This is a genomic window from Streptomyces sp. Qhu_M48, assembly GCF_051305195.1.
Lineage (GTDB): Bacteria > Actinomycetota > Actinomycetes > Streptomycetales > Streptomycetaceae > Streptomyces.
In genome coordinates, this window is sequence record NZ_CP195432.1 from 1,921,091 (window position 1) to 1,942,405 (window position 21,315).

Sequence of the window (21,315 nt, forward strand, 5' to 3'; positions counted from 1 at the left end):
CCCAGAGAGAACCCGAGGAGGAGCGGTAATCGTGCTTGATCCCCAGGATTTGTACGAATGGGACGCGAAGGGCCTGGCTGTCGTCGACCTGGCCCTGGCGCAGGAGTCGGCCGGGCTGGTCATGCTGTACCACTTCGACGGATACATCGACGCGGGCGAGACCGGTGAGCAGATCATCGACGGCCTGCTCGACACCCTGCCCCACCAGCTGGTGGCCCGCTTCGACCACGACCGGCTGGTGGACTACCGGGCCCGCCGCCCGCTGCTGACCTTCCGGCGCGACCGCTGGACCTCGTACGAGACGCCGTCCATCGAGGTCCGCCTCGTCCAGGACGCCACGGGCGCCCCCTTCCTCGTCCTCTCCGGCCCCGAGCCCGACGTGGAGTGGGAGCGGTTCGCCACCGCCGTCCGGCAGATCATCGAGCGCCTCGGCGTGCGCCTCTCCGTCAACTTCCACGGCATCCCCATGGGCGTGCCGCACACCCGCCCCGTCGGACTCACCCCGCACGGCAGCCGCACCGACCTCATGCCGGGCCATCGCAGCCCCTTCGACGAGGCGCAGGTCCCCGGCAGCGCCGAGTCCCTCGTCGAGTACCGGCTCACCGAGGCCGGCCACGACACCCTCGGTGTCGCCGCGCACGTCCCGCACTACGTCGCCCGCTCGCCGTACCCGGACGCGGCCCTGACCGCGCTGGAGGCCGTCACGGCCGCCACCGGCCTGGTGCTTCCCGGCGTCGCCCACTCCCTGCGGACCGAGGCGCGCCGCACCCAGACCGAGATCGACCGCCAGATCGGCGAGGGCGACGAGGAGTTGGTCGCGCTGGTGCAGGGCCTTGAGCACCAGTACGACGCGGTGGCCGGTGCCGAGACCCGCGGCAGCCTGGTCGCCGAGCCCGTCGACCTGCCGTCCGCGGACGAACTGGGCCGTGAGTTCGAGCGCTTCCTCGCGGAGCGGGAGGGTGACGTCTGATCCGCTCGGGGCAGGCCCTAAGCTGCCGCTCATGCTGAAGGTGGGCCTGACCGGCGGGATCGGAGCCGGCAAGAGTGAGGTGTCACGGATGCTCGTCTCGTACGGGGCCGTGCTGATCGACGCGGACCGGATCGCCCGCGAGGTCGTCGAGCCCGGAACGCCGGGGCTCGCGGCCGTCGTCGAGGCCTTCGGGGACGGCGTCCTCACCCGGGAGGGGACGCTCGACCGGCCGAAGCTCGGCTCCATCGTGTTCGCCGACGCCGACCGTCTCGCCACCCTCAACGCCATCGTGCACCCCCTGGTCGGGGCGCGGTCGGCGGAGCTGGAGGGCCGGGCGGGCCCGGGAGACGTGGTCGTCCACGACGTACCCCTGCTCACCGAGAACGGGCTCGCACCGCTGTACGACCTGGTCGTGGTCGTGGACGCGTCCCCCGAGACCCAGCTCGACCGGCTCGTACGGCTCCGCGGCATGGCCGAGCCCGAGGCGCGGGCCCGGATGGCGGCGCAGGCCACGCGCGCGCAGCGGCTGGCCGTCGCGGAGCTCGTGATCGACAACGACGGGCCGCTCGACGCCCTCGAACCGCAGGTGCGCAAGGTCTGGGACGAGCTGGAGCGCCGCGCCGCGGCGGAATGAGCGGGGCGGGTCCGGTGTTCAACCACCGGATCGAGGGGAAGGATGCCATGGTGGCCGACAGAAACCCGGAAACGCACGTCATCGACTTCCGCGCCGCCGAGCACCTGCTGGCCGCGCGGGATCCGCAGGGCGCCGTGAAGCTGCTCGACTCGGTGATCGCCGCCCACCCCGAGAACACGGCGGCGCGGCTGCTCCGTGCCCGCGCGTTCTTCGCCGCCGCCCAGCTGCGCCCCGCCCAGCTGGAGTTCGAGCTGGTCCTGGAGCGTGAGCCGGACAACGCGTTCGCGCACTTCGCGCTGGCCCGCACCTTCGAGCGCTCCGGTCTGACCGCCCAGGCCACCCGGCACTTCCGTCTCGCCGCAGCGCTCGACCCGAAGCCGGAGTACCTCCAGGCCGCGGGTTTCGACTCGGAGCGGTAGGGCCGGGCTCTCCCCCTCAGCGCCCCGCGCCGCCGTGATCGGGGTCGTACGGCGGAACGTCCCGGCCGGGCTGCCAGTGCGGGCCCTGGCGGAGGTGGCGCACCACCATCACGAGGTCGCAGACGACCACCAGGAACAGCACTCCGCAGGCCACCGCCCAGCCGGGGCGGCCCACCAGCGCGAACGCCGCCGTGCCGAAGGCGGCCCAGAGCAGGCCCCACACACTCAGCCAGAACCGCATGCGCAGCGGACTGCGCGCGGTCGCCGGTTCGCTGCCCGTACGCATGGCGCTCGCGTCTCCCGTCCGGCCCCCTTCGGTCACCTTCCAGGATGGACCCGGGGCGGGGGGAACGGGAGTGGCCGGGAGGCGGGGCTAGTGGACGACGCTGTAGCTGCGCCAGGGCAGGCTGCCGGGGACGATCCCGTCGCTCAGGGTGGTCGGCAGGTAGGTGGATTCCCCGCCCTTACAGTCCCGCGTCCGGTACAGCACGATGTCGACCAGGGTGTTGTTCTCGACCTTGGTCGCGCCGGAGGGCGCGAGGCGGTGGCAGCCGTTCACCGAGGGGCTGGTCACGGTCACCACGAGGTCGCGTTCCGTCTCGTAGGTGAGCGTGCCGACCATGGTGCGGCCCAGACCTGAACAGCCGGCGACGGCGAAGGTGAGCAGCACGGCCCCGGTGGCGGTCGTGAGACGCCGACGAACGGACATGGCGGTTCCTCTTCTGTCGTGGGTCTGACGGGTCGGGTCTGACGGGTCTGACACGGGTCTGACGTGGACACCACGTTCGCGCCCCCGGGACCGCGTGTCATCCGCTGCTGGGCCGCCCGGGCGAACCCGCCTGGCGGCCGTTGTCAGACCCCCGCCGTAAGGTCGGAGGTCCGATCGACGTACGACGGCACCCGGCGGAAGGAGGACGAGAGCCGTGCCACCCACCTGGACGACCAGTGCCGCCGTCTTCCTGCCCGCCGCGCTGCCCCGTGAGGGACGGGTCGCCTTCTGGGCCCCCGACGGCGGAGCGCTGCCGGACCCGGCGGAGAGCGGGGCGGAGCGCGTCGACCTGACCGTCGCCCGACGGCACGGCAGCGGCGCCCGGAGCCGTACCGTGCCCGCCCTGGCCCTCCCGGTCGACGCCGCCCTGCCCCACCTCGTCGCGGCCCGCCACCACCCGGCCGCGCACCCCGCCACAGCGGGATGGGGCGCCGCCGCCCTGCACGCCCTGCACCTCGTGGCCCGTGGCCGCGTGCTGCCGGGCCTGACCGCCGACGACCTGGACGCCTGGCGGGCCGGGCCCCTGGACGCCGACGACATCGCCCACCTGCGGGCCGTCGCGGCCGCCCTGCCGTACGAGGCGCACGCCGTGCCCGTCCCCGGGCCGGGGCCGCTGCGGCTGCCCGACCCCGAGGCCCTCGTGCGCGCCTTCCTCGACGCGGTCGCCGACACCCTGCCCCGCACCCCCGCCGCCGCCCACGCGGTGGGGGCGCCGTTCGCCGCCCGGGAGCCCCAGCACCTGCCCCGTGCCCGTGCCTGGGCCGCCGAGGCGGCGGCCGGGATGGACGCGGGCGTCCGTGTCTCGCTCCGCCTGGACCTCTCCCCGTACGAACTCTTCGACACGGCCGAGAGCGCCGATGACCCGGAGAGCGCGGACCAGGGGCGGGGCGGCGGGCGGCACGCCGCCGCCGCCGTCCTCCAGGTCCACAGCCTCGCCGACCCCACCCTCGTCATCGACGCCACGGCCCTGTGGGCGGGGGAGGGCGAGCACTTCGGCCCCCGCGCCCGGATCGACGCCGTCCTCGCCCTGCGCCGGGCCGCCCGCGTCTGGCCCCCGCTCGCCCGCCTTCTGGAGCGGGACGTGCCGGACGTCCTCGCCGTCGCCGAGGACGAGCTGTACGAGCTGCTCGGTCCCGCCGCCGCCCGGCTCGCCGACGCCGGTGTCACCGTCCACTGGCCGCGCGAGCTGGCCCGCTCGCTCAGCGCCTCCGCCGTCGTCCGCGCAGACCGGGCCGCGCCCGGCTCCGCGACCGACGGGACCGCGTTCTTCGACAGCGAGGAGCTCCTGCGGTTCAACTGGCAGCTGGCCCTGGACGGCGATCCGCTCACCGAGCGCGAGATGGACCAGCTCGCCGAGGCGCACCGGCCCGTCGTCCGCCTCCGTGACCAGTGGGTCGTCGTCGACCCCGACCTCGTCCGCAAGGCGCGCAAGCGGGAACTCGGCCTGCTCGAACCGGTCGACGCCCTCGCCGTCGCCCTCACCGGCACCGCCGAGGTGGACGGCGAGACCGTGCCCGCCGTCCCCGTCGGAGCCCTTGCCGCGCTCCGCGACCGGCTGCTCGCCGGCCCCGAGGACGTGCACGCCCCGCCCGGTCTCACCGCCACCCTCCGCGACTACCAGCTGCGCGGACTCGCCTGGCTGGACCTCATGACCTCGCTCGGTCTCGGCGGCTGCCTCGCCGACGACATGGGCCTGGGCAAGACCGTCACCCTCATCGCCCTCCATCTGCGCCGCGCCCGCCGCGCACCCACCCTCGTCGTCTGCCCCGCGTCCCTGCTCGGCAACTGGCAGCGGGAGGTGGGGAAGTTCGCGCCCGACGTGCCCGTGCGGCGGTTCCACGGCGCCGACCGCGACCTCGAAGGCGTCGAGGGCGGCTTCGTCCTCACCACCTACGGCACTCTGCGGACCAGCGCCGCCCAACTGGCCGGGCGGGAGTGGGGGATGGTCGTCGCCGACGAGGCGCAGCACGTCAAGAACCCGTTCTCCGCGACCGCGAAGGCACTGCGTGAGATCCCCGCGCCCGCCCGGGTCGCCCTCACCGGCACACCCGTGGAGAACAACCTCTCCGAACTCTGGGCGCTCCTCGACTGGACCACCCCCGGTCTCCTCGGCCCGCTCAAGGCCTTCCGCTCCCGGCACGCGCGCGCCGTCGAGAACCACGAGGAGATCGAGCACGCGGAGGCCGTCGAGCGGCTCGCCCGACTGGTGCGGCCCTTCCTGCTGCGCCGCCGCAAGTCCGACCCCGGCATCGTCCCCGAGCTGCCGCCCAAGACGGAGTCCGACCACCCCGTCTCCCTCACCCGGGAACAGGCCTCGCTCTACGAGGCGGTCGTCCGCGAGACCATGGCGCGGATCGAGGAGTCCGAGGGCATGGCCCGCCGTGGCCTCGTCATGAAGCTGCTGACCTCCCTCAAGCAGATCTGCAACCACCCCGCGCAGTACCTGAAGGAACAGGCACCGCGCGGCAGCGGCACCGCGCGTCTCGCCGGCCGCTCGGGGAAGCTCGCCCTGCTCGACGAACTCCTCGACACGATCCTCGCCGAGGACGGGTCCGTGCTCGTCTTCACCCAGTACGTGTCGATGGCGCGGCTCCTCGCCGACCACCTGGCAGCCCGCGGCGTCCAGGCCCAACTCCTGCACGGCGGAACCCCGGTGGCCGAGCGGGAGCGGATGGTCGACCGCTTCCAGGCGGGCGAGGTCCCCGTCTTCCTGCTCTCCCTCAAGGCCGCGGGCACCGGCCTCAACCTCACCCGCGCCGGCCATGTCGTCCACTACGACCGCTGGTGGAACCCGGCCGTCGAGGAGCAGGCCACCGACCGGGCCTACCGCATCGGGCAGACCCAGCCGGTGCAGGTCCACCGGCTCGTCGCCGAGGGCACGGTCGAGGACCGGATCGCCGAGATGCTCCTCGCCAAGAGGGCTCTCGCCGACGCCGTCCTCGGCTCCGGCGAGGCGGCCCTCACCGAACTGACCGACCGCGAGCTCGCCGACCTGGTGTCCCTGAGGAGGCCCGCGTGACCACCCCACGGGGCGCGCGCGGAGCCGCCCCGCGCCACGACGACCGCCGGCGCAGCTTTCCCCAGGTAGCGCCCCGCGAGGCCCCCGACGGGCGGTTCGCCGCCACCTGGTGGGGAAACGCCTGGGTGGAGGCCCTGGAGGACACCGCCCTCGACCCGGCGCGCCTCGCCCGCGGCAAGGCGTACGCGGGGCGCGGCCACGTCGACGCGATCACCGTCACGCCCGGCCGGGTCGTCGCCTACGTCCACGGCAGCCGGGCCCGCCCGTACCGCACCGAGATCAGGATGCGGACCCTCGGCGACGACGGCTGGGAGCGGTTCCTCGACGAGGCCACCGCCCGCCCCGACCACATCGCCGCCCTCCTCGACAAGGACGTGCCGCACGCCCTGGAGGCGGTGTCGGGCCTGCTGCCCGCGCCGGGCGACCTCGTACCCGACTGCTCCTGCCCGGACGACGGTTACCCCTGCAAGCACGCCGCCGCCCTCTGCTACCAGGCGGCCCGGCTCCTCGACGAGGACCCGTTCGTCCTCTTCCTGATGCGCGGACGCGGGGAACAGGAGCTCCTCGCCGAGCTGACCCGGCGCAACGCGGCCCTGTCCGCCGCCGAGTCGACCGCCGCCGCACCTCCCATGCCCACCGTTCCCGCCCGCGCCGTGCTCGCCGCGACGGAGCGGGCCGCGCCTCCGCTGCCGCCCCCGCTGCCCCTTCCGGACCGGCCCGGCCGGCCCGCGGTCTTCCCGCCCGACCCCGAGGCCCCCGATCCGCTCGCCCTCGACCTCCTCGCCTCCGAAGCCGCCGTCCGCGCCCACGCGTTCCTGGCCACCGGACTCGATCCGGTCGCCGCGCTCAGCCCCTGGCAGGACGCCGTCCGGCTGGCCGCCGCGCACCCCGGTTCGGGGCTCACCGCGTCGACCCGTGCGCTCTACCGCGACCTGGCGTACGCGCTCGACCGCACCCCCACGGAGCTCGCCCGCGCCGTCGCCGCCTGGCGGCAGGGCGGCGCCGCGGGGCTCGCCGTACTCGAAGAGCCCTGGGATCCGCCGGCGGGCCCGTTCGACCGGGCCCGACCCGCCCTGCTCGCCGCCGACTTCCCCGCCTTCCGCCCCTGGCGCAACCGGCTCTCCACCGAGTCCCTCCAGCTCCGCCTCGGTCGCGACGGCCTCTGGTACGGCTACGAGTCGGACGCCGGGCGCGAGGACTGGTGGCCGCGCGGCGCCCCCGATCCGGACCCTGTCGGAGCCCTCACCGACCTTCTGGGGCACTGACGCACACTCGAACGGGTCCCACTCGATGGAGTGAAACCCGTCAACGACCGGATCCGGCAAGTGGGTTTGTCGCGTTGATTCCGGTACGGGCATTCGCCCGTGTACACCTCCGGAAGGCAGGAAGCCATGAGGCAGATTCGCCGAAGTGGTCTGGCCACACTGTTGGTCACGGGTGGGGCGCTCGCCCTGTCGGCGGGCGCCGCGCACGCCGACTCCGGCGCGCAGGGCGCCGCGGTCGGTTCGCCGGGCGTCGGCTCCGGCAACACGGTTCAGCTGCCGGTGCACGTCCCGGTCAACGTCTGCGGGAACACGGTCAACGTCGTCGGTCTGCTCAACCCGGCCTTCGGCAACACGTGTGAGAACCGCTCCGCCCCGCAGGAGCCCGCGGGCTACGGGTCGGACGACGGCGGCGGCCGGTCCCACAAGGACGAGCCCGGTACTCCGCGCGGCGGTGAGCAGGCCGGCGGCTCCCACGGGGGCGGTTCGCAGGGCGGCTCCTCCAACGGCGGCGGCTCCACGGCCGAGGGCCACGCCGAGGGATCTCCCGGCGTTCTCTCCGGGAACGGTCTCCAGCTGCCCGTCGACCTCCCCGTGAACGTCAGCGGGAACTCGGTCAACGTGGTCGGACTGCTGAACCCGGTCTTCGGCAACACCTCGGTCAACGGGCCCTCGAAGCCCGTGCCGCCGGTCGAGAAGCCGACGCCGCGCCCGCAGACCCCCGTCCGCAACGTACCGGTCCCGCAGACCGAGACCGAGACGGAGACGGAGAAGCCCGCCCCGGCCCCCGCGCCGCAGGGTGAGACCCGCCCGGTCGCGCTCGCCGAGACCGGCTCGGACGCCCTGGGCTACGCCGCGTCCGCGAGTGCCGCGCTGCTGCTCGGAGGTGCTCTGCTCTACCGTCGCGCGCGCCGCTCCGGAGACCAGGCCTGAGGGTTCCGTCCTCGCGGTCCGGTCGACGCACGCCCCGTGGTCCGGTCCCGCGCGAGCTGACACCCGAGCTGTCAGCCGTGTCCCCGACCGCGGGCGTTCTCGCCGCCGCGACGCCAGGCCCGGAGCACCGCCTCGATGGCGGGAGCGACCCTCGTCCGGGCCTGGTGCCGGGTGACCCCCCGCATCAGCAGCGTGTCGTACGGCGTGTCGACATGCCGTACGGAGGCGCGCACCGCGGCCGTGACGGCGCCGCGGTCGAGCGAGCGCCCCGCGGACGTGCGTCCCACCCGTCCGCTGCCCTTCGTCGAGGCGTGGACGGCGATCTCCGTCGCCCGGTCCGCCGGGCAGGACGGGAAGAGGCGCAGGATCTCCGACCGGAGGACCTCGGTGATCTCCGCGTCGAGCGCCGCGCGCCGTACCGCGTCCCTCGCCCGGCGCCTGGCCCGGGCCTCCGCGTCGGCCAGGCAGGCCCGTTCCGCCTCGGCGAGCGCGGCCTCCTCGACGAGCAGGCCCTGACGCTCGTACCGGGTACGGCGCCGGTTGTGCCGTACCACCACGGCCCACAGGGTGCTGCCCTCGCGGGCGCGCCGGGTGAGCGCCGTGTCGCCCCGGCGCAGGAAGACGAGATGCCCGAGGTCGGCGCAGTCCAGGCAGACCGGCGCGTTGAACTCGACGATCATCCGCTCCAGCGGGCCCTGGTGGCACTCCGAGCAGCGGCGGCGACGGAGCGGCTCGACGACGACGGGCGCGACGAGGTCCATATCCGGGCGCCGTTCAGCGGACGCCGGGCGCGGCGGCGGCGATGAACACGGCGAGTGCCTCCTTCGCCAGCGCGGAGCGGCGGGCGCGCTCCGCCTCGCCGTCCGCGTCGTGCAGGCAGTGGGTCTCCTCGAAGGCAGCCTCGGCCAGCCGGCGGACGTGCGCGTCGTCGCAGACCAACTGGACGCGGAAGAGGGCCTGCCGGGCGGCGGTGCGCTGCCGGTAGGAGGCGTGCCGGGACTCCTCCGCCTCCTCCGATCCGGGCTCCTCCACCGCCCGGAACCAGCGGTCGTTCTGGCTGTGCCGGTAGTCGACGACCGCGCCCGCGTAGGCGCTGTAGGTCGCGATCCGTTCCTGGCGGAGCTGTTCGGTCCGGGCGAGCGAGGCGGTGCGTTCGGTGGCCCGCCCCTGGAACCAGTGGGTGGCGATGACGCCCAACAGGGTCCCCGCCACGGCTATCAGCGCCACATCCATGGCCGACCGCCCTCCCGTTTCCCCCGGCCGTCTCCACGGCCGATTCCCTCGTCGGATCCCCTCGGAGGGTCCCTCGTCAGGTCCGCTCGTCGGGTCCGAAGATCCCTCGGACCCTCAGATCATGGCAGTCGGGCGGCGGGACGTCACGGTCGGTCGCCTCACTGCCGGTAGCCGCTCAGGAAGCGGCCGATGCGGCCGATCGCGGCGTCGAGGTCGTCGGCGTACGGCAGGGTCAGGATGCGGAAGTGGTCCGGGCGGGGCCAGTTGAAGCCGGTTCCCTGGACGACCTGGATCTTCTCCCGCAGGAGGAGGTCGAGGACGAACCTCTCGTCGTCGTGGATCTTGTGCACGGCGGGATCCAGGCGCGGGAAGGCGTAGAGGGCTCCCTTCGGCTTCACGCAGGAGACGCCGGGGATCTCGTTGAGCTTCTCCCAGGCCCGGTCGCGCTGTTCGCGGAGCCGGCCGCCGGGGGCCGTGAGTTCGTGGATGGACTGGCGGCCGCCGAGCGCGGCCTGGATGGCGTACTGGGCGGGGGCGTTGGGGCAGAGCCGCATGGAGGCCAGCATGGTGAGCCCCTCCAGGTAGTTCCTGGCGTGCTGCTTCGGGCCGGTGACGACGAGCCAGCCGGAGCGGAAGCCCGCCACCCGGTAGGTCTTGGAGAGCCCGCCGAAGGTGAGGACGACCAGGTCAGGGGCGAGCGAGGCGGCCGGGTAGTGCACGGCCTCGTCGTAGACGATCTGGTCGTAGATCTCGTCGGCGAAGACCATCAGGCCGTGGCGGCGGGCGAGGTCGAGGATGCCCGCGACGATCTCCTTCGGATAGACCGCGCCGGTGGGGTTGTTGGGGTTGATGATGACCACGGCCCGGGTCCGGTCGGTGATCTTCGATGCCATGTCGTCGAGGTCCGGGTACCAGTCGGCCGACTCGTCGCACAGGTAGTGCACGGCCTTGCCGCCCGAGAGGGTGGTGACCGCCGTCCACAGCGGGAAGTCGGGGGCGGGGATCAGGACCTCGTCGCCGTCCTCCAGGAGGGCCTGGACGGCCATCGAGACGAGCTCCGAGACGCCGTTGCCGAGGAAGACGTCGTCGACGTCGACCTCCGGGAGCCCCATGGCCTGGTAGCGCTGGGCCACGGCACGGCGGGCGGAGAGGATGCCCCGGGAATCGGTGTACCCGTGGGCCTTCGGGAGCATCCGGATCATGTCCTGGACGATCTCCTCGGGCGCCTCGAAGCCGAAGAGCGCCGGATTGCCGGTGTTGAGGCGCAGGACGCTGTGGCCCGCCTCCTCCAGCGCGTTGGCGTGTTCGATGACCGGGCCCCGGATCTCGTAACAGACCTCGCTCAGCTTGCTCGACTGCCGGAACTCCATGTCCGACCTCCCCAGGTCCCCGGAATCAGTGTTGCTTGGTTTTACCAAGTTCGAGCTTGGAAAGTCCAACGACATGTCTAGACTGCGTCGCATGCCACGCCAGCCACGCCGCCGCAGCTACGACCAGCACTGCGCCGCCGCGCGCGCCCTCGACCTCGTCGGCGACCGGTGGACCCTGCTCGTCGTCCGCGAACTCCTCGCCGGGCCGCGCCGCTACACCGACCTCCACGCCGACCTCCCGGGCGTCAGCACCGACATGCTGGCCGGGCGGCTCAAGGACATGGAGGGCGCCGAGCTCGTCACCCGCCGCCGACTGCCCCCGCCCGCCTCGGCGTCCGTGTACGAGCTCACCCCGCGCGGCCGCGACCTGCTGCCCGTGCTGCGCGCCCTCGCCGCCTGGGGCGCCTCCGACCTGGGCGAACCTCGGCCCACCGACGCCGTCCGCGCGCACTGGTACGCGATCCCGCTCCTCGGGCCGCTCGCCGAGCGGGGAGCGGGGATCGTCCAGGTGACCCTGGACGAGGGGGAGTTCCACGTACGGATCGGGGAGGACGGATCCCTCTCGTACGGGGACGGGGTGTACGGCGCCGGTACGGGGGAGGAGCCCGACGCCCGGCTGAGGACCGACGCGGCGACCTGCCGGGCCCTCGCGGGCGGGGAGACGACGCTCGCCGAGGCGATCGAGTCGGGGCGTGCCGTGCTCGACACGACCGTGCGGGCCGCCGGGGTCCGCTGAGCGCGGGTCAGCTTCGCTGGGACTGCTGGGACTGCTGGGACTGCTCGGGTCGTTCGGACCGTGTGTCGGTGGGTCCGGGTGAGCGTTGAGGGTGTGTGCCAGCCTGTCCCGGGCCTCGGTCTGGGCCTCGGTCTGGGCCGCGATCCGCGCGCGTCGAGCACGGCCAGCCGCTCGCGGGCGATCTCCAGGCCGCGCGCGGACGGCGGGGCCGAGGGCATGTCCCCGTCCAGGCAGGAACGGAACGCGGACACGTCGTCCAGGGTGAGGCCCGCGTCGAGCAGGTACCGGATGTTCGCCACGCGCGCCACCGCGCCCTCCCCGTACCCCCGGTAGCCGTTGGCCGCGCGCGTCGACGTGATCGGCCCCACCGCCTCGTAGTGGCGCGACGCGCGGGCCGACGCCCCCGTCCGCCGGGCCAGTTCACCGATGAGCAAGGGCGCCACCTGCGCGAGCTGCCACGCCCGAAGCGCAGTCGCCTGCTCGGGGGAGAGGCCCAAGTGGTCCGCGATCGGGGTCTCGATCGCGCCGGGCGCGACCGCCACCACCCGGCCGTGGTCGGTCACGGTCGCGCCGACGATCTCCTCGGGCGCGTTCTCCGCCGTGACGTCGGCGGCGAGCGGGCGGATCCCGGGGTGCCCCTCGGCGGTCTCCCGCAGCGGCTCCTCCCGCCGGCCGACGGCGACGACGGTCGCCCCCTGTCCGGCGAAGGCACGGGCGGTGGCCCGCCCGATGCCGGTGCCCGCGCCGGTGACGGCGACGACCCTGGCGGGTGTGGTGGTGTTCGTGCGCCCGGTGTCCGTGCCTCTCGTGTGCGTACACCCGGCGGTCGTGCATCCGGCGGTCGTGCGGTCGGTGGTCGTGCGGTGGGTGTTCACGCGGTCGGTGGTCATGAATCCGATGGTCGAACGGTGACGTCAGTGGCAAGGTCGAGGCGACGGTCCGGTGGTCCGGTGTGCAGGATGAACGGTGTGAGTGGGGCGAGCGGGATGCGATACGAGGCGATCACCTGGGACCGGCTGGCGGAGGCGCTCGCCGGACACCTCGACGCGTCCGAGCCGGAAGCGGGCGGCAGCCGGCTCAAGGTCGCCGTCGACGGCCCGCCCGCCGCGCCCGGCGGCGAGCTCGCGGAGCTGCTCGCCGAGGCGCTGCGGTCGCGCGGGCGCGCGGTGCACGTCGTGGGGACCAGCGGATTCCTGCGGCCCGCGTCCCTGCGGTACGAGTACGGGAAGCAGGACCCGGACGCGTACTACGACGGGTGGACGGACGTCGGGGCGCTCTGGCGGGAGATCTTCAACCCGCTGGAACCCGGCGGCACCGGGCGTGTCCTGCCCGACCTGTGGGATCCGGTACGCGACCGGGCGACCCGCAGCCCGTACGTGACGCTGCCGCCGGGTGGGGTGCTCGTACTGCACGGCCCCTTCCTGCTCGGTCACTGGTTTCCCTTCGACCTCTCCGTGCACCTGCGACTCTCGCCCGCCGCCCTCGCCCGGCGCACCGGGGAACCCTGGGCCCTGCCCGCCTTCGCCCGGTACGAGACGGAGGTCGACCCGGTTTCGGCGGCCGACGCCGTCGTACGCGCCGACGACCCGCGCCACCCGGCGTGGACCGGGCTGGGCCGGCGGCCGGAGGCATGAGCCGTCAGGGGCCGGGTGGAGGGTCCGGGGGTCTGCCGCCCACCACCGTGACCGCCTCCGACCCCGCGCGGCAGCCCGCCTCAGCGGCCTTCGCCGGGTCCGCGCCCGCGAGCCGGGCCGCCAGGAACGCCCCGGTGAACGCGTCGCCCGCGCCCGTCGAGTCCACCGGCCGCACCGGAGGCGCCGTCACTCGCGCGGTGACCGCACCCCCCTCGGCGACCAGCGCGCCCGCCGCCCCCAGGGTCGTCGCGACCAGTGGGAACCGACGGCTCAACTCGGCCGCCGCCACCTCGGGTTCGTCCCGGCCGGTCAGCGCGCGGGCCTCGTCGACGTTGGGCAGCAGGATCTCGGCGCCCTCCGCCGCCGCCAGGAACCGCTCCGGCCCCAGCTCCGCCAGGAACCCCGCCGACGCCGGGTCCACACTCACCGGAATCCCCGCCTCTCCCGCGTCCCGCAGCGCCCGCCGGACCGTCTCGCGGCTCGCGGCGGCGAAGAAGAGGTAGCCGGAGAGATGCAGCCGCGCCACGCCGTCGAGCAGACGGGCGGACCAGTCCTCGGGCGCGAGGCGCAGCGCGGCGCCGCTGTCGGTCAGGAAGGTGCGCTCGGCGCTGGGGTCCACCAGCGCGATCACCGTGGCCGTCGCCGCCTCCGCGTCCACGACCAGCAGGGGGCGTACGCCCGCGCGACGCAGCGCCCGGTCGTGCCAGACGGCGCTGTCCGTCCCCACCCGGCCGAGGAGCCGCACCTCCTCGCACCCGGAACGCGCGGCCCAGCAGGCCGCGTTGGCCCCGGCGCCGCCCGGGAGGGTCCGGATCTCCGCCGCCGTGTCCGTGGCCGGGGCGAGCGGCGTCCGGTGCCGGGCGACGACATCCGTGACCACGTCCCCGACGACGAGCAGCGCGCCCGCCGCCGGGCTCACCGGCCGCTCACGCCGGTCGCCGCGCCCGAGTCCGAGTCCGACTCCGAACTCGTGGTCCGGTGCGCGGCCGCGCCTGAGCCGGAACCCGAGTCCGACTCCGCCCCCGCATCCCTGTGCGCGTCCGCGCCCGCGCCTGAGCCCGAACCCGACTCCGTACCCGTGCCGTACGCGCCCGCGATGCGCGCCGCGAGCCGCACGTTGCCCCGTACCGCCGCCAGGTTGGCCTCCAGGGACGCGCCCTCCGTGTGGACCGTCAGGTATTCGAGCAGGAAGGGTGTCACCGCCTGTCCCGTGATCCCCTTCTCCTTCGCCACCGCCAGGCCCTCCGCGAGCACCCGGTCGTGCAGCGCGGGATCCAACTGCTCCGCCGCCGGCACCGGGTTGGCCACGACGAGCGCCGCACGCGGTCCGCCGAGCCGGTCCTGCGCCCGTATCACCCCGGCCACCTCCTCCGGGGTCCGCAGGGTCCAGTCGACGGGCTCGCCCGAGGAGGAGAGGTAGAAGCCGGGGAAGTGCTCCGAGCCGTACCCCACGACCGTCACCCCCAGCGTCTCCAGGCGCTGGAGCGTCGCGGGCACGTCGAGGATCGACTTGACCCCGGCACAGACCACGGTGATCCCGACCCGGGCGAGCAGCCGCAGGTCGGCGGACTCGTCCTGGGTCTCGGTCCACTCGCGGTGCACGCCGCCGAGGCCGCCGGTCGCGAACACCCGTATGCCGGCCGCGTCGGCGAGCCAGGCCGTCGCCGAGACCGTCGTCGCTCCGGTCACACCGGTCGCCAGGGCCGGGGCCAGGTCGCGGTGGCCCAGCTTCCGTACCGCCGGGTCCTCGGCGATCCGGGTCAGGGACGCCCGGTCCAGGCCGACCCTGGCCGTGCCGTCGACCACGGCGACGGTGGCGGGGACCGCGCCCCCGGCCCGCACCAGCCCCTCCAGCTCCAGGGCCACGGCCAGGTTGCGCGGGCGCGGCAGGCCGTGGGCGATGATCGTCGATTCGAGCGCGACGACGGGGCGCCCCTCGTGGAGCGCCTCCCGTACCTCTTCGGACACCTGTGTGGACATGTCCCATTCCTGGCGCGACCACGCGCCCCGCAAACCTCGTCGGCGACCTCCCGCCACACGGCGGGCGGTGCCTGCGGAATCCGTCACGCGGTGCCCGGCGCGGGTGTCCGGGCCGGGCGCGGCACCTGCCGGGCGCTGCGCCGAAGGGCTCGTGCGGATTTCGTCGTCGTCGCGGGATTCGGGCATCGCGCCTGGTGGGAGGCGAAGCGGAGGGGTTCGGTCCAGACCCTCCCGGCCTCTGGGCGGCCCCGGACCCCCGCTACAGTCACCGCCCATGACGACACATGACCAGCCCTCCTTCGCCGTGCACATCCCCGACGCGGAGCTCGAACCGGAGCCGCTCGACCCCGCCCAGATCGTCTCCGGCACCCCCGAGGTGACGGGCAAGGTGCTGTGGGAGTCGGCCGACGGCAAGCAGCTGCGCGGCATCTGGCAGATCACCCCCGGCGTCGTCACCGACACCGAGGCGAACGAGCTCTTCGTGGTGGTCTCCGGCCGGGCGACCGTCGCCGTCGAGGGCGGGGACACCCTGGAGATCGGCCCCGGTGACGCCTGCGTGCTGCGCGAGGGCGACAGGACCACCTGGACCGTGCACGAGACCCTGCGCAAGGCCTACCACATCAGCCTCTGAGGCCGGATGAGCCCCCGACGACGCGGATAAGCCCTTAGGGGGCCCGAGCGGGGCCTGGAGGAGGTCCGGTCAGGCCCGAACGCGGCCCGGACGGGCCCTGGGCGAGGTCCGGTCGGGGCCCGAAACGAGGTCCGAACACGGCCCGGACGGGGCCTGGGCGAGGTCCGGTCGGGGCCCGAAACGAGGTCCGAACGCGGCCAGGACCGGGCCCGAGCCATGTCCGGACCGGGCCCGCACAGGCCCGAAATCGCTCGTTTCCGTAGGCGGTTGAGAGTCTGGTAGGAAACCTTCCTATCGGCTAACATCCCCGGCAGCGGCTCGGCGCGGCGCCCCACCCCACGGGGCGTGACGCGCTCAGCGAGAGCTCTGACCCGGCCGCCGAGCACCACCCCGCCGCGTGGCGCCCCGAACGCCACACGGCCGGCCGTCCGTGTCCGCACCCCGCGGCACGGGCGAACCGGCCCGCCGTGCGGCCGGTCCGTGGTGCGCCGCACCGGTGTCCAGCTCTCGCCGACCCCACAGGCCAGGGAGCCCAGGTATGCGCCTGAACGCCTCCGCCCCACCCCACTCCACGACCCGCCGTCTGCCCCTCGTCCTCACCGCCGTCCTGCTGCTCGTCGGCGGGCTCCTCCTCGCCCTCCCGGAACGCGCCGGGGCCGCCGCCGACGTCCTGATCTCCCAGGGCCGACCGGCCACGTCCTCCTCCGTCGAGGACAGCACGTTCGGCCCGGAGAAGGCCTTCGACGGCGTCTCCACCACCCGCTGGGCCAGCGCCGAGGGCTCCGACCCCCAGTGGATCCGGGTCGACCTCGGCCCCTCGGCCACCGTCTCCCGCGTCAAGCTCGTCTGGGAGGCCGCGTACGCCAAGGCCTACCGCGTCGAGATCTCCGCCGACGGCACCACCTGGACCCGCCTCGCCAACGAGACCGCGGGCAACGGCGGCACCGACGACTGGACCGGACTCACCGGCCGGGGCCGCCACCTGCGCGTCTACGGAACCGCGCGCGGCACCTCGTACGGCTACTCGCTCTTCTCGGTGGAGGTCTACGGCACCGCCGACACCACCCCGCCCACCGGCTCCTTCACCGTCGTCGCGGCCGGCGACATCGCCGCCCAGTGCACGGCCTCCAGCAGCTCCTGCGCCCACCCCAAGACGGCGGCCCTGGCCCAGCGGATCGCGCCCTCCTTCTACCTGACGATGGGCGACAACCAGTACGACGACGCCCTGCTCTCCGACTTCCGCGCCTACTACGACAAGAGCTGGGGCGCCTTCAAGGCGAAGACCCGGCCCGTCCCCGGCAACCACGAGACCTACGACCCGGCCGGCCCGCTCGCCGGCTACAAGTCGTACTTCGGCTCGATCGCCTACCCGCAGGGCAAGTCGTACTACAGCTACGACCAGGGCAACTGGCACTTCGTCGCCCTCGACTCCAACTCCTTCGACGACGCCGCGCAGATCCAGTGGCTCAAGGACGACCTCGCGCGGAACACCAGGGGCTGCGTCGCCGCCTACTTCCACCACCCGCTGTACTCCTCCGGCGGCCACGGCAACGACCCGGTCTCCAAGCCCGTCTGGCAGATCCTCTACGGAGCCAAGGCCGACCTCGTCCTCAACGGACACGACCACCACTACGAGCGCTTCGCCCCGCAGGACCCCAACGGGCGGGCCACCGCCGACGGCATCGTCGAGATCGTCGGCGGCATGGGCGGCGCCGAGCCCTACGACATCGAGACGGTCCAGCCCAACAGCCAGAAGCGGATCAGCGGTCCGTACGGCGTCCTGAAGCTGGACTTCACCGACACCACCTACACCTGGCAGTACGTCGGCACGGACAACCAGGTGAAGGACTCCGGCCCGACCTACACCTGCCACTGATGTACCTCGCGACCACCGGTCGCCGCGACGCGCCGCCCGCCCCCTCGGGGGTCCGGCGGCGCGTCCCGGGCACCGTCCTCGCCCTCGGCGCGGTCAGCCTCGTCACCGACGTCTCCTCGGAGATGGTGACCGCCGTACTGCCGCTCTACCTGGTCCTCGGACTCGGTCTCTCCCCGCTCCAGTTCGGGCTGCTCGACGGTCTGTCGACCGGCGCCACCGCGCTCGTACGGCTCCTCGGCGGCGCCACCGCCGACCGGGGCGGCCGCCACAAACAGGTCGGCGGGCTCGGTTACGCCCTCTCCGCCTGCTCCCGCCTCGGCCTCCTCCTCGCGGGCGGCGCGACCGGCTGGATCGCCGGGGCGCTCGCCGCCGACAAGCTGGGCAAGGGCGTCCGCACCGCCCCGCGCGACGCCCTCATCACGCTGCACAGCCCGCCCGAGGACCTCGGCCGTGCCTTCGGCACCCACCGCGCCATGGACACCACCGGAGCGCTCCTCGGTCCCCTGGCCGCCTTCGCGCTGCTGTGGGTGACGGCCGACGCGTACGACGCCGTCTTCGCCGTCAGCTTCTGCGTCGGGGCGTTCGGCGTCCTGCTCTGGCTGCTCCTCGTCCCCGGCCGGACCCCGGGCGCCGGAAAGCGGCCCCCCGGCGACGGAAGCCGCGGTTCCGGCGATGGAAGAGCGACCCCCGGCGACGGGAGGACCCCCGGTCACGCGACGAGGGCGACCGCTCCGCCGGGGCCACGCGCGCGTGGCGGGGTCCTCGCCGGGCTGCGCTCGCCCGCGTACCGACGGATCGTGCTCTGCGCAGGGCTCCTCGGAGCCGCCACCATCGGCGACTCCTTCCTCTACCTGCTGCTCCAACGACGGCTCGCGTTCGACGCCACCTGGTTCCCCTTCCTGCCGCTCGGCGCGGCCGCCGTCTACCTGCTGCTCGCGGTCCCCGCCGGACGCCTCGCCGACCGCATAGGGCGGCGCGGCCCCCTCCTGTACGGGCACGGGGCCCTGCTCCTCGCCTACGGACTGCTCCTGACCCCGCTGCCCGACCCGGCGGTCCTCTTCGGCGTCCTGCTGCTGCTCGGGGTCTTCTACGCCACCACGGACGGCGTCCTGATGGCCCTGACCGGCCCCTTCCTCACCGAGGGCCGGCAGGCGGGCGGTCTCGCGGTCGTCCAGACCGCGCAGGCCCTCGCCCGGGTCGGAGCCGCCGTCGGGTTCGGCGCCGTCTGGACCGCGAGCGGGCCCGAGGCCGCGCTCGTGGTGGCGATGCTCGCCCTCACGGCCGCCCTGTGCTGCGCCGCGCGCCTGCTGCCCGCCACCCCCGCGAAGACGCCCGCCGGCCCCTCGGGGACGAGCGCCCCGACGCCCGCAGGAAGTGTCGTCCCCGAACACCCCGAGAGGACCGACTGACCCATGTCCGACCCGTCCGGCGCCCGCCCGTCCACCCGCACCCGCGTGTGGATCCTCGTCCTCGCCCTCCTCCTGCTCGGCGGAGGAGCCACCGCCTACACCCTGCGGGCGGCCTCGGGCCGTGAGGCCGCGGCCACCGGGACCGCCGACCCCGGCTTCACCCTCGACGGCGCCGCCTCCGCGCTCTACGCCCGGGACACCGCCAGCGGCCGCGTCGCGCGCGTGGACCCGTCCGCTCCCGGCGGCCGGGTGGTGGGAGGCCCCTCGTGCGACCGCTTCCACGCGGCCGGATCCACCGCCCTCTGCCTCCAGCGCCGACCGGGCGTCCCGGCCCGCTCGTACGTCCTGGTGCTCGACCGGGAGCTGCGCGAGGTGCGTCGCATCGGCCTGCCGGGCATTCCCAGCCGGGCCCGGGTCTCGGCCTCGGGAAACATGCTCTCCTGGACTATGTTCGCGACCGGCGACTCCTACGCGCGCTCGTCCTTCTCCACCCGCACCTCGATACTCGACCTGCGGACCGGCTATCTGGTGAAGAACATCGAGCAGATCCCCCTCACCCTCGGCGGCCGCCGCCACCACGCCCCCGACGTCAACTACTGGGGCGTCAGCTTCGCCGCCGACGACAACCGTTTCTACGCCACCGTGTCGACCGGCGGCCGTACCCATCTCGTCGAGGGGGACATGAGGAGCTGGTCGGCCCGGGCCCTGCGGGAGAACGTCGAATGCCCCTCGCTCTCCCCGGACGGCACACGGATCGCCTTCAAGAAGCGGGTCTCCGAGGGCCCGCGCGAGCCATGGCGGCTGTACGTGTACGAGGTGGGCACCGGGCGCGAACACGCGGTCGCCGAGCGGCGCGGCATCGACGACCAGGCGCTCTGGACGGACCGGGAGACCCTCGCGTACGGCTACGGGGGAGCGGTCTGGGCCGTACCGGCCGACGGCACGGGCGCGCCCCGCCGACTGGCGGCCGGAGCGTCCTCCCCGGCGGTGCCGCGCTGACGCCGTCCGGACGTCCCGCGCGCCGACGCGGCCCGGCGCTCCGGAGCGTCAGGACTTCCGGAGCGAGCCGCGCAGCGCGAGCGCCGCCATCGGCAGCAGCAGACACGCGGCGATCGCGTTCAGCGGTCCGTAACCCGCCTGCGCGACGATCAGGCCCGCCAGGAGGGCGGCGAGGCCGGCCGAGGTGTTCATGACGAAGTCGGAGAGTCCCTGGGCCGCCGCCCGCGCGGCCTGCGGCACCGAGTCGGTGAGCAGCGCCGAGCCGGAGACCAGGCCCGCCGACCATCCCAGGCCGAGGACGAAGAGTCCCAGGGCGGTCCGGCCGTGGCTGGGTCCCGCCGTGCCAGCGATGAGCGCCGCCAGGCCGATGAGCCCGACCGTGAGCCCGATCACCGACAGCCGCCCCAGCCGGTCGGACAGCCAGCCCATCACGGGCGAGAAGGCGTACATGCCCGCGATGTGCCCGCTGATGACGAGCCCGATGAGCTGGATGTCCGCGCCGTGGTGGGTGAGCGCCACCGGTGTCATCGACATGATCGACACCATCGTGGTGTGCGAGACGGCGACGGTGACCAGGGCGAGGCGGGCCTTCGGGGACTCCCGCACCGCCCGCATCCCGGCCCGCAGCGATCGGCTCTCCGCGGCCTCGCCGCCCGCCTCGGCGTCGGTCAGCGCGCGGGCGGTGAGGAGCGGGTCCGGACGCAGCAGCAGGGCCACCACGGCCGCCGCGACCACGAAGACACCGCCGGCCCAGACGAAGGGCCCCGCGGTGGCGGGGATTCCCCAGCCCGCGACGCTCTCCCCGGCCGGCGCGGCGATGTTCGGGCCGAGCACCGCTCCGATCGTGGTCGCCCACACCACCGTGGAGATGGCCCGTGCCCTGTGGTCCGGCTCGGCCAGGTCGGCGGCGGCGAAGCGGGCCGTCAGGTTCGCCGAGGCCCCGGCGCCGAAGCCGACGAGCCCGACGAGCAGCAGGACGAAGCTGCCGACGACCGCCCCGAGCACCGCGACCCCGGCACCGACCGCGCCGATCAGGTACGCGAGGACGAGGCCGGCCCGTCGCCCCCGGGAGGCCATGAGCGCGGCCAGCGGCATGGCGAGCAGCGCGGGTCCGGCCACCGTCGCCGTCGACGCCAGACCGGAGAGGGCCTCGGAGCCGCTGACGTCCTTGGCCAGGACGGCGGAGAGCGCGACGCCGGTGGCGATGCCGAGGCCCCCGAGGATCTGGGTGGCGATCAGGACGGCCTGGACGCGCCGGCGCAGGGCGGGCAGCTCGGCGGCGGTGACGGGTATCCGCTCGGGGAGGGTGGCGTCACGGGCGCCGGGGGTCTGGGTCACTCTCGTGAGTCTGCCAGCCGTCCCATCTCATGGGAACGGTCCCCTTCGGGGCCTCTCGGAGGAGCGTTCCCCGCCCCTCGGAGGAGCGTTCCCCGCCCCTCGG

19 protein-coding genes and 3 pseudogenes are annotated in these 21,315 nt (G+C 74.4%); 12 read left to right on the plus strand and 10 right to left on the minus strand.

Features of this window, described 5'->3' with window-relative positions; all coding sequences use genetic code 11:
* Positions 1–31 precede the first annotated feature (31 nt).
* Genes ACRRSS_RS08945 through ACRRSS_RS08955 form a run of 3 tightly spaced genes read left to right on the plus strand, consistent with a single transcriptional unit; the run spans position 32 to position 2,023 of the window.
* Positions 32–970: a PAC2 family protein gene (locus ACRRSS_RS08945; protein WP_435970688.1), complete on the plus strand. Its 939-nt coding sequence runs from the start codon at positions 32–34 to the stop codon at positions 968–970.
* A 31-nt stretch (positions 971–1,001) separates the two neighbouring features.
* Entirely contained in the window at positions 1,002–1,604 is a 603-nt protein-coding gene (coaE, locus tag ACRRSS_RS08950; protein ID WP_435970689.1) for a dephospho-CoA kinase, read from the plus strand.
* 50 nt (positions 1,605–1,654) lie between these two features.
* Entirely contained in the window at positions 1,655–2,023 is a 369-nt protein-coding gene (locus ACRRSS_RS08955; protein WP_351897065.1) for a tetratricopeptide repeat protein, read from the plus strand.
* Between the two features lie 16 nt (positions 2,024–2,039).
* On the opposite strand, the gene ACRRSS_RS08960 is transcribed toward ACRRSS_RS08955, so the two are convergent.
* Together ACRRSS_RS08960 and ACRRSS_RS08965 are read right to left on the minus strand one after the other, a co-directional pair.
* On the minus strand, positions 2,040–2,309 hold the full coding sequence (locus ACRRSS_RS08960) for a DUF6343 family protein (RefSeq protein ID WP_435970690.1): 270 nt from the start codon (positions 2,307–2,309) through the stop codon (positions 2,040–2,042).
* Between the two features lie 87 nt (positions 2,310–2,396).
* Positions 2,397–2,732, minus strand: coding sequence for a hypothetical protein (locus ACRRSS_RS08965; RefSeq protein WP_435970691.1), 336 nt, complete (start codon positions 2,730–2,732; stop codon positions 2,397–2,399).
* A 214-nt stretch (positions 2,733–2,946) separates the two neighbouring features.
* Here ACRRSS_RS08965 and ACRRSS_RS08970 point away from each other — a divergent pair, with 214 nt between their 5' ends.
* The 3 genes from ACRRSS_RS08970 (at position 2,947) to ACRRSS_RS08980 (ending at position 8,006) form a co-directional block, all read left to right on the plus strand.
* A complete protein-coding gene (locus ACRRSS_RS08970; protein ID WP_435970692.1) occupies positions 2,947–5,811 on the plus strand; it encodes an SNF2-related protein in 2,865 nt (954 codons plus the stop codon).
* Positions 5,808–7,076 (plus strand): SWIM zinc finger family protein, encoded by a 1,269-nt coding sequence (locus tag ACRRSS_RS08975; RefSeq protein WP_435970693.1) that lies wholly within the window; start codon positions 5,808–5,810, stop codon positions 7,074–7,076. Before ACRRSS_RS08970 ends, ACRRSS_RS08975 begins: the two co-directional genes overlap by 4 nt.
* A gap of 126 nt (positions 7,077–7,202) precedes the next feature.
* Positions 7,203–8,006, plus strand: coding sequence for a chaplin family protein (locus tag ACRRSS_RS08980; protein ID WP_435970694.1), 804 nt, complete (start codon positions 7,203–7,205; stop codon positions 8,004–8,006).
* A 71-nt stretch (positions 8,007–8,077) separates the two neighbouring features.
* On the opposite strand, the gene ACRRSS_RS08985 is transcribed toward ACRRSS_RS08980, so the two are convergent.
* From ACRRSS_RS08985 to ACRRSS_RS08995, 3 genes are all read right to left on the minus strand, one after another.
* A complete protein-coding gene (locus ACRRSS_RS08985; RefSeq protein ID WP_435970695.1) occupies positions 8,078–8,767 on the minus strand; it encodes a DUF2293 domain-containing protein in 690 nt (229 codons plus the stop codon).
* Between the two features lie 13 nt (positions 8,768–8,780).
* Positions 8,781–9,239: a hypothetical protein gene (locus ACRRSS_RS08990; protein WP_351896843.1), complete on the minus strand. Its 459-nt coding sequence runs from the start codon at positions 9,237–9,239 to the stop codon at positions 8,781–8,783.
* 158 nt (positions 9,240–9,397) lie between these two features.
* On the minus strand, positions 9,398–10,609 hold the full coding sequence (locus tag ACRRSS_RS08995) for a pyridoxal phosphate-dependent aminotransferase (protein ID WP_435970696.1): 1,212 nt from the start codon (positions 10,607–10,609) through the stop codon (positions 9,398–9,400).
* Between the two features lie 91 nt (positions 10,610–10,700).
* Between ACRRSS_RS08995 and ACRRSS_RS09000 the strand changes: the two genes are divergently transcribed.
* The gene (locus ACRRSS_RS09000; protein ID WP_435970697.1) at positions 10,701–11,345 is read left to right on the plus strand and encodes a winged helix-turn-helix transcriptional regulator; all 645 of its coding nucleotides are present in this window, start codon (positions 10,701–10,703) and stop codon (positions 11,343–11,345) included.
* A gap of 87 nt (positions 11,346–11,432) precedes the next feature.
* On the opposite strand, the pseudogene ACRRSS_RS09005 reads toward ACRRSS_RS09000, so the two are convergent.
* Together ACRRSS_RS09005 and ACRRSS_RS09010 are read right to left on the minus strand one after the other, a co-directional pair.
* Positions 11,433–11,779: pseudogene (locus ACRRSS_RS09005) on the minus strand (MerR family transcriptional regulator); the annotation flags it as partial.
* A gap of 162 nt (positions 11,780–11,941) precedes the next feature.
* Positions 11,942–12,235: pseudogene (locus ACRRSS_RS09010) on the minus strand (SDR family NAD(P)-dependent oxidoreductase); the annotation flags it as partial.
* A 96-nt stretch (positions 12,236–12,331) separates the two neighbouring features.
* Between ACRRSS_RS09010 and ACRRSS_RS09015 the strand changes: the two are divergent.
* Positions 12,332–12,979: a uridine kinase gene (locus ACRRSS_RS09015; RefSeq protein ID WP_435975282.1), complete on the plus strand. Its 648-nt coding sequence runs from the start codon at positions 12,332–12,334 to the stop codon at positions 12,977–12,979.
* Between the two features lie 4 nt (positions 12,980–12,983).
* On the opposite strand, the gene ACRRSS_RS09020 is transcribed toward ACRRSS_RS09015, so the two are convergent.
* On the minus strand, positions 12,984–13,898 hold the full coding sequence (locus ACRRSS_RS09020) for a carbohydrate kinase family protein (RefSeq protein WP_435970698.1): 915 nt from the start codon (positions 13,896–13,898) through the stop codon (positions 12,984–12,986).
* Between the two features lie 164 nt (positions 13,899–14,062).
* Positions 14,063–14,959, minus strand: a pseudogene (locus ACRRSS_RS09025) (pseudouridine-5'-phosphate glycosidase); the annotation flags it as partial.
* Positions 14,960–15,233: 274 nt separating this feature from the next.
* On the opposite strand from ACRRSS_RS09025, the gene ACRRSS_RS09030 reads away from it, so the two are divergent.
* The 4 genes from ACRRSS_RS09030 to ACRRSS_RS09045 all read left to right on the plus strand — a co-directional run bounded on the left by ACRRSS_RS09030 (position 15,234) and on the right by ACRRSS_RS09045 (position 19,874).
* The gene (locus tag ACRRSS_RS09030; RefSeq protein WP_351896829.1) at positions 15,234–15,590 is read left to right on the plus strand and encodes a cupin domain-containing protein; all 357 of its coding nucleotides are present in this window, start codon (positions 15,234–15,236) and stop codon (positions 15,588–15,590) included.
* Between the two features lie 538 nt (positions 15,591–16,128).
* On the plus strand, positions 16,129–17,466 hold the full coding sequence (locus ACRRSS_RS09035) for a discoidin domain-containing protein (protein ID WP_435970699.1): 1,338 nt from the start codon (positions 16,129–16,131) through the stop codon (positions 17,464–17,466).
* Entirely contained in the window at positions 17,466–18,875 is a 1,410-nt protein-coding gene (locus tag ACRRSS_RS09040) for an MFS transporter (protein ID WP_435970700.1), read from the plus strand. Before ACRRSS_RS09035 ends, ACRRSS_RS09040 begins: the two co-directional genes overlap by 1 nt.
* A 3-nt stretch (positions 18,876–18,878) precedes the next feature.
* A complete protein-coding gene (locus ACRRSS_RS09045) occupies positions 18,879–19,874 on the plus strand; it encodes a TolB family protein (protein ID WP_435970701.1) in 996 nt (331 codons plus the stop codon).
* A 48-nt stretch (positions 19,875–19,922) separates the two neighbouring features.
* Here ACRRSS_RS09045 and ACRRSS_RS09050 read toward each other — a convergent pair whose 3' ends face one another.
* The gene (locus ACRRSS_RS09050) at positions 19,923–21,212 is read right to left on the minus strand and encodes an MFS transporter (protein ID WP_435970702.1); all 1,290 of its coding nucleotides are present in this window, start codon (positions 21,210–21,212) and stop codon (positions 19,923–19,925) included.
* Positions 21,213–21,315: the final 103 nt, after the last annotated feature.